The sequence below is a fragment of the Actinomyces urogenitalis DSM 15434 genome (assembly GCF_000159035.1).
Classification (GTDB): Bacteria; Actinomycetota; Actinomycetes; order Actinomycetales; family Actinomycetaceae; genus Actinomyces; species Actinomyces urogenitalis.
Window position 1 is genome coordinate 573,341 of record NZ_DS999574.1, and the last position, 6,595, is coordinate 579,935.

General features: G+C 66.0%; 5 protein-coding genes. All 5 read left to right on the top strand.

Annotated features, from left to right (window positions below; genetic code table 11):
• The first annotated feature begins 375 nt into the window (after nucleotides 1-375).
• The 5 genes from HMPREF0058_RS02435 to HMPREF0058_RS02455 all read left to right on the top strand — a co-directional run bounded on the left by HMPREF0058_RS02435 (nucleotide 376) and on the right by HMPREF0058_RS02455 (nucleotide 6,213).
• Nucleotides 376-1,728 carry an ABC transporter substrate-binding protein gene (locus tag HMPREF0058_RS02435; RefSeq protein WP_006548083.1) on the top strand — a complete coding sequence of 451 codons (1,353 nt, stop codon included), beginning with the start codon at nucleotides 376-378 and terminating at the stop codon, nucleotides 1,726-1,728.
• Between the two features lie 158 nt (nucleotides 1,729-1,886).
• Nucleotides 1,887-2,732: a carbohydrate ABC transporter permease gene (locus HMPREF0058_RS02440; RefSeq protein ID WP_006548084.1), complete on the top strand. Its 846-nt coding sequence runs from the start codon at nucleotides 1,887-1,889 to the stop codon at nucleotides 2,730-2,732.
• Nucleotides 2,729-3,667: a carbohydrate ABC transporter permease gene (locus HMPREF0058_RS02445; protein ID WP_006548085.1), complete on the top strand. Its 939-nt coding sequence runs from the start codon at nucleotides 2,729-2,731 to the stop codon at nucleotides 3,665-3,667. Before HMPREF0058_RS02440 ends, HMPREF0058_RS02445 begins: the two co-directional genes overlap by 4 nt.
• Before the next feature lie 282 nt (nucleotides 3,668-3,949).
• Entirely contained in the window at nucleotides 3,950-4,618 is a 669-nt protein-coding gene (locus HMPREF0058_RS02450; RefSeq protein ID WP_006548086.1) for a MusI family membrane protein, read from the top strand.
• A gap of 308 nt (nucleotides 4,619-4,926) precedes the next feature.
• Nucleotides 4,927-6,213 carry an adenylosuccinate synthase gene (locus HMPREF0058_RS02455; RefSeq protein ID WP_006548087.1) on the top strand — a complete coding sequence of 429 codons (1,287 nt, stop codon included), beginning with the start codon at nucleotides 4,927-4,929 and terminating at the stop codon, nucleotides 6,211-6,213.
• Nucleotides 6,214-6,595: the final 382 nt, after the last annotated feature.

A 6,595-nucleotide genomic window follows, 5' to 3' on the forward strand; every position in this document is an offset into this window, starting at 1 on the left:
GGGAAGAGGCGACGGAGATGCGGTGGCGTGCGGGCCGGGGTGGGGGCGACCACGGGCTCTGCGCGCGTGCGGGCCGGAGGCGACTTCCTCCCCTCCCCTGGCCTCCGCAACCGCAGCAACGGCGTGATATGGCCGATGTAACAGACCTTGCATAAGGCTGAGATCGGCCCTGGATGTCAGGGAAGACGGCGGAACCTCAAGGTCAAATCTCTGTAAAGTTCCGTGCAAGGCTTGCAGCAAGGGCCTGTCTCGTGTGTAATGGAGTTGTCAACGCCGCACGTGAGCGCCAGCCCCTCCGGACCGGAGCTCCCCAGCGGTCGTCGCTCTCGAAGCGGGCATCCGCCCGCTCATCCGATGTCCAAAGGAGGACAAGACATGCGACTCATCTCCCGGCGTTCCATGCTCGGCGGCTCTGCGGCCATCGCCCTGGCCGCGACCCTGGCTGCTTGCTCCAACGGCTCCGGTGGCGGCTCGGGCTCAGACTCCGACTCTGCTGAGGGCTCGGTCTACTTCCTCAACTTCAAGCCCGAGGCTGAGGCTGCTTTCAAGACCATCGCCGAGGCCTACAAGGCCAAGACCGGTGTGACCGTCAAGGTCGTCACCGCCGCGTCCGGCACCTACGAGCAGACCCTGCAGTCCGAGGTCGCCAAGTCTGACGCCCCCACGATCTTCAACATCAACGGCCCCGTGGGTCTGGCCACCTGGAAGGACTACGCCCTTGACCTGTCGGACACCGACTTCGTCAAGGCCCTGACCGACTCCTCGATGGCCCTGACCGACGACTCCGGCACGGTCTACGGCTCCCCGCTGGCCACCGAGGGCTACGGCTTGATCTACAACGGCGCCATCCTGGACAAGTACTTCGCCACCGACGGCGCCAAGGCGACCTCCGTCGACGAGATCAAGGGCTTTGACAAGCTCAAGGAGGTTGTCGAGGACATGCAGGCCAAGAAGGCTGACCTCGGCATCGACGGCGTCTTCGCCTCCACCTCGCTGGCTCCCGGCGAGGACTGGCGCTGGCAGACCCACCTGGCCAACTACCCCGTCTACTACGAGTTCCGCGACAAGAAGGTCACGGACACCTCCGATCTTGAGCTGACCTACTCGGACAACTACAAGGACATCTTCGACCTCTACATCAACAACTCCACCATCGCCCCCTCGGAGACCTCGGCGAAGACGGTCTCGGACTCCATGGCTGAGTTCGCGCTCGGCAAGGCCGCCTTCGTCCAGAACGGAAACTGGGCCTGGTCCCAGATCTCCGAGGTCGAGGGCAACACGGTCAAGGAGGAGGACATCCACTTCATGCCGATCTACGTCGGTGTCGAGGGCGAGGATAAGTCCGGCATCGCGCTGGGCACGGAGAACTACCTGTCCGTCAACTCCCAGGTCTCCGAGGCCAGCCAGAAGGCATCCATCGATTTCCTCAACTGGCTGTTCACCGACGCCGAGGGCGCCAAGCTCCTCACGGACAACTCGGTGGTCTCCATGGCCCCCTACTCGGCCTTCACGGACCTCGCCCCGGCCGACCCGCTGGGCAAGGAGGTCGTTGACTACATGAGCAACTCCGAGCTCTACCCGATCAACTGGGTCTTCCAGACCTTCCCGAGCCAGGACTTCAAGGACCAGCTCGGCCAGCACCTGGCCCAGTACGCCGCCGGCTCGGAGGACTGGGACGCGGTCAAGGACTACTTCGTGTCCGAGTGGAAGGCGGAGAAGAGCGCCTGACCCGCGCTCAATCCCTTCCGGGACCCTCAACCTGAGGGCATGACGACGGCGCCCGGCCAGCCGGTCGGGCACCGTCGCCACACCGGGGGTGCGGCGCCGTCGTCGCTCCCCGTCTGTCCAACCCCGCAGCCAGATCCCGTGACTCATCCGAGGCCCACATGACTCAGTCGCTTAAGAAGTATTTCCTCATCTTCACCGGCCCCACGCTGATCGCCTTCCTCATCGCCTTCATCGTGCCTTTCTTCATGGGCCTGTACCTGTCGCTGACCAAGTTCACGACGCTGACCAACACCACCTGGGTGGGTCTGGACAACTACCGCACGGCCCTGGCCGGCGGTACCGGGTTCGTGCGCGCGCTCGGATTCACGGCGCTGGTCTCGGTGATCTCGATCGTGACGGTCAACCTCGGCGCCTTCGCCCTGGCCTACCTGCTCACCCGCAAGCTGCGTGGCACCAATGCTTTCCGCTCGGTGTTCTTCATGCCCAACCTCATCGGTGGCATCGTGCTGGGCTACACCTGGCAGGTCATGCTTAACGCCATCCTGCGCCACTGGAACCAGACCATCGTCAACGACTGGCACCTGGGCATGATCGGCTTGATCCTGCTGGTGAACTGGCAGCTCATGGGCTACATGATGATCATCTACATCGCCGGGCTCCAGAACGTGCCGCCCGAGCTCATCGAGGCGGCCCAGATCGACGGCGCCTCCAAGTGGCGCACGCTGCGCAACGTCACCATCCCGATGGTCATGCCTTCGATCACCATCTGCCTGTTCCTCACCCTGGCCAACACCTTCAAGATGTACGACCAGAACCTGGCGCTGACCAACGGCGCACCGCTCAAGCAGACACAGATGGCGGCCCTCAACATTGTCGACCTCATGTACAAGCAGGTGGGCAAGCAGGGAGTCGCTCAGGCGCAGGCCGTCATCTTCTTCCTCATCGTCTCCGTCATCGCCGTGCTGCAGCTGCGCGCGACCCGTGCCAAGGAGGTGGACGCATGAGCGCCCAGGCCCACGCCCCTGCCACCAACCGCAGCGGCGCGACCCAGGATGCCACCAAGGCCCCCGCCACGGTGGCGCGGGCGGCCCGGCCGGCTCGCCGTCGTCAGACCGCCGGCCAGAACGTGCTGACCGGACTGCTGACGGTGCTCTCCCTCATCTGGGTCATCCCGCTGATGTTCATCCTGCTCAACTCCTTTAAGGGCAAGTTCTACATCTCCGACTCGCCCTTCTCACTACCCACCGGCGAGACCTTCGCAGGCCTAGACAACTACGTCACGGGTCTGCAGCTGTCCGGCTTCGCGCGGGCGATCGGCTGGTCGCTGTTCATCACCGTGGGCTCCGTGGCCGTGATCGTGCTGCTGACGGCAATGACCGCTTACTACATCACGCGTGTGAAGACCTGGTGGACCTCGCTGATCTACTACCTCTTCGCCTTCTCGATGATCGCCCCCTTCCAGCTGGTCATGTTCCCGACCGTCAAGATCGCGGACACGCTGGGGCTGGCCACGCCCTGGGGCATGATCGTGCTCTACCTGGGCTTCGGAGGCGGGCTGAGCGTCTTCCTGTTCGCCGGCTTCATCAAGTCCGTCCCTATGGAGATCGAGGAAGCGGCCTACATGGATGGCTGCTCGCCGCTGCAGAGCTACTTCCGCGTGGTGATGCCGCTGCTCAAGCCGACCTCGGTGACGGTGGCCGTGCTCAACGCCATGTGGGTGTGGAACGACTTCCTCCTGCCCAACCTCGTCATTGGCCAGGACGAGCGCTACAAGACGATCCCGATCGTCATCCAGATGCTCGTGGGCTCCAACGGTAACCGTGACATGGGTGCGCAGATGGCCATGCTGGTGTTGGCGATTATCCCGATCGTCATCTTCTACCTCTTCGGCCAGAAGCACATTGTGGAGGGCGTGGCCGCCGGCGCGGTCAAGGGCTGACCCCGCCTCCTCCCGCCGGCGCCTCTGCCTGGTGTCTGCTCGGCGCCGGGGCTCGCCTGCGCTCGACCTCTCGGCTCGCCTCCGCCGTCGTTTCAGGCCCTGAACAGTCGATTCCCATGCTTCCCGCAACGGAACCGACTGTTCAGGGCCTGAAACGACGGGGGGGGGCTCTCAAGCCACGGCCGGCACCGCAAACGAGGGTTCCGGGCCTGAATTGACGTGCGGGCGGCGTCGGCACGGGCGCGATACTTGCCTTGCACCTTCGCCCTTCCAGGAGCTCGTATGCCCCGACTTATTCGTCTCGACTCGCCCTTCTACCGCGCGTGGTCCTCGGCGGCTGACCTCGTCGTCGTCAACATCCTGACCCTCCTGGCCTGCCTACCGGTGCTCACGGCCGGCGCCGCGCTCACGGCGTGCGCGCGCGTGACGATGGAGATGGCGCGCGAGGAGGACAGCTACACGGTGCGTACCTGGTGGCGGTCCTTCCGCGGCAACCTGGCGCAGTCGCTGGTGTGGTGGCTGCCCGTGCTGGTGCTGGGAGCGCTGGCTGGAGCGATGAACCTGTGGCTTGGTCAGGCTGAGATCGCGGGCGCCTCTGCTGACGGTGCAGGTCTCAGCCCGACCCTCCTGGCGGTCATGCGTGGCCTGGTGATGGCGGGCGGGCTCATCGTGGTGGGCGTGTTGGTGTGGCTCGTGCCGCTGGTGGCCTTCTTTGAGAACACGGTCGGCTCGCACGTGGCCAATGCGGCGCGCCTGGCGGTGGGGCACCTGGGGCGTACGGTGGTGTGCCTGGTGCTGCTTGCTGTGCCGACGGCGGTGCTCGCCCTGCTGCCGGTCTCTCGCCTGGCCCTGGGCTGGTTCATGGTGCTCCTGGGGGTTGCCTTCCTGGGGTACCTCGTGGCTCTGGTGCAGCGCAGGGTGATCGACGCCCTGCGCGAGGCGGCGTGCTAAGAGCCACTGGCTTCTCGCGCTGATTGCCTCCGCGCTGCCCCATGCGTCCGTCGGTTTAGGCCGTGGACAGTCGGTTTGGTTGTGGCGGGGATGGGGATCGACTGTTGAGGGCCTCAACCGACGGATTGGCGGGACCAGCGCGTCTGCCAAGGCGGACGAGCATGGGGCTAGAGGACCGTGAAGCCAGCGCGTGCGAAACCAGCGGGCGCCCCAGCCCAGACCTCCGATCCGAACGTGCGGCCCGCCGCTCCGGTAGGCTGGTGGGCGGCGTGTTCACACTCGCGCCAACGACAATCCAGGGAGCACATATGCCAGCCGTTGTGGTCGTCGGAACCCAGTGGGGCGACGAAGGCAAGGGAAAGGCGACTGACCAGCTCGGTCAGGACGTCGACTACGTGGTGAAGTTCAACGGCGGCAACAACGCCGGCCACACCGTCGTCATCGACGGGGAGAAGTTCGCCTTCCACCTCCTGCCCGCCGGCGTGCTCACGCCCGGAGTCGTGCCGATCATCGGCAACGGCGTCGTGGTGGACCTGGAGGTCCTCTTCAACGAGATCGCCGAGATCGAGGCGCGCGGTAAGGACGCCTCCAGCCTGCGCATCTCCGCCAACGCCCACATCATCCCCTCCTACAACCGCGTGCTCGACCGCACCACCGAGCGCTTCCTTGGTGCCCGCCAGCTGGGCACCACCGGTCGCGGCATCGGCCCGACCTACGCGGACAAGATGAACCGCGTGGGCATCCGAGTCCAGGACCTGTTCGACGAGTCGATCCTGCGCCAGAAGGTCCACTCAGCCCTCGACCAGAAGAACGGTCTGTTCCTCAAGGTCTTCAACCGCCCGGCTATCGACCCGGACGAGGTCGCTGACGAACTGCTGTCCTATGCCGAGCGCGTGCGTTCCATGGTCATCGATTGCTCTCTGGTTCTCAACGACGCCCTCGACGCCGGCAAGACGGTCCTCTTCGAGGCGGGCCAGGCCACGATGCTGGACATCGACCACGGCACCTACCCCTTCGTCACCTCCTCCAACCCCACTGCCGGCGGCGCCTGCACTGGTACGGGCGTGGGCCCCACGCGCATCGACTCGGTGGTCGGGGTCGTCAAGGCCTACACGACCCGCGTGGGCGAGGGCCCCTTCCCCACCGAGCTGCTGGACGACATGGGCGAGCGCCTGCGCACGGAGGGTGGCGAGTTCGGCGTGACCACCGGCCGCCCGCGTCGCTGCGGCTGGCACGACGCCGTCGTCACCCGCTACGCCTGCCGCGTCAACGGCCTGACGGACCTGGTCATGACCAAGCTCGACGTGCTGACCGGTCACGCGACCATCCCGGTGTGCGTGGCCTACGACGTCGACGGCGAGCGCACCGAGGAGATGCCGCTGACCCAGACCGGCTTCCACCACGCCAAGCCGATCTACGAGGAGCTGCCCGGCTGGAGCGAGGACATCACGGGCGTGCGTGAGTTCTCCGACCTGCCCCAGGCCGCGCAGGACTACGTGCTGCGTATCGAGGAGCTGGCACGCACGCGCATCAGCGCTATCGGTGTGGGCGCGGGTCGCGAGGCCACGATCACGCGCCACAAGCTGCTGGGCTGAGTCCGTCGCTGGGCGGCAGACCAGTGTTGCTGGTCTAGCTTGCTCAGTTCATGACGACGGCGGCCGGGTACCTTTCTCAGGTGCCCGGCCGCCGTCGTGTGCCGGGGGGGGGGTGTTGCCTGCGGCGGTGATCCTGCGCGGCGGTCATCGTGCGCGGTGTCTACTGCTACCTCGTTCTGGCGTTCGCTACCTCTTGGTGTTGGTCGCTACCCCGTGGCGCGCGCTGTGGGGGTGCGAAGGGCGTGAAGGGGTAGCGGAGGTGGTGTTGGGGTAGCGAGGGGTGGGTCAGGGGGTGAGGTTTGCGGGGGAGCGCGGCTGTGGGGAACAAAGAGCCAGCGCCCCAGCGCCCCAGCGGCCCGACGCCCCGGCGCCCAAGCCCCTG

Coding starts and splice junctions, on each gene's coding strand:
- HMPREF0058_RS02435 (WP_006548083.1), top strand. CDS start 376: ATGCGACTCATCTCCCGGCGTTCCATGCTCGGCGGCTCTGCGGCCATC.
- HMPREF0058_RS02440 (WP_006548084.1), top strand. CDS start 1,887: ATGACTCAGTCGCTTAAGAAGTATTTCCTCATCTTCACCGGCCCCACG.
- HMPREF0058_RS02445 (WP_006548085.1), top strand. CDS start 2,729: ATGAGCGCCCAGGCCCACGCCCCTGCCACCAACCGCAGCGGCGCGACC.
- HMPREF0058_RS02450 (WP_006548086.1), top strand. CDS start 3,950: ATGCCCCGACTTATTCGTCTCGACTCGCCCTTCTACCGCGCGTGGTCC.
- HMPREF0058_RS02455 (WP_006548087.1), top strand. CDS start 4,927: ATGCCAGCCGTTGTGGTCGTCGGAACCCAGTGGGGCGACGAAGGCAAG.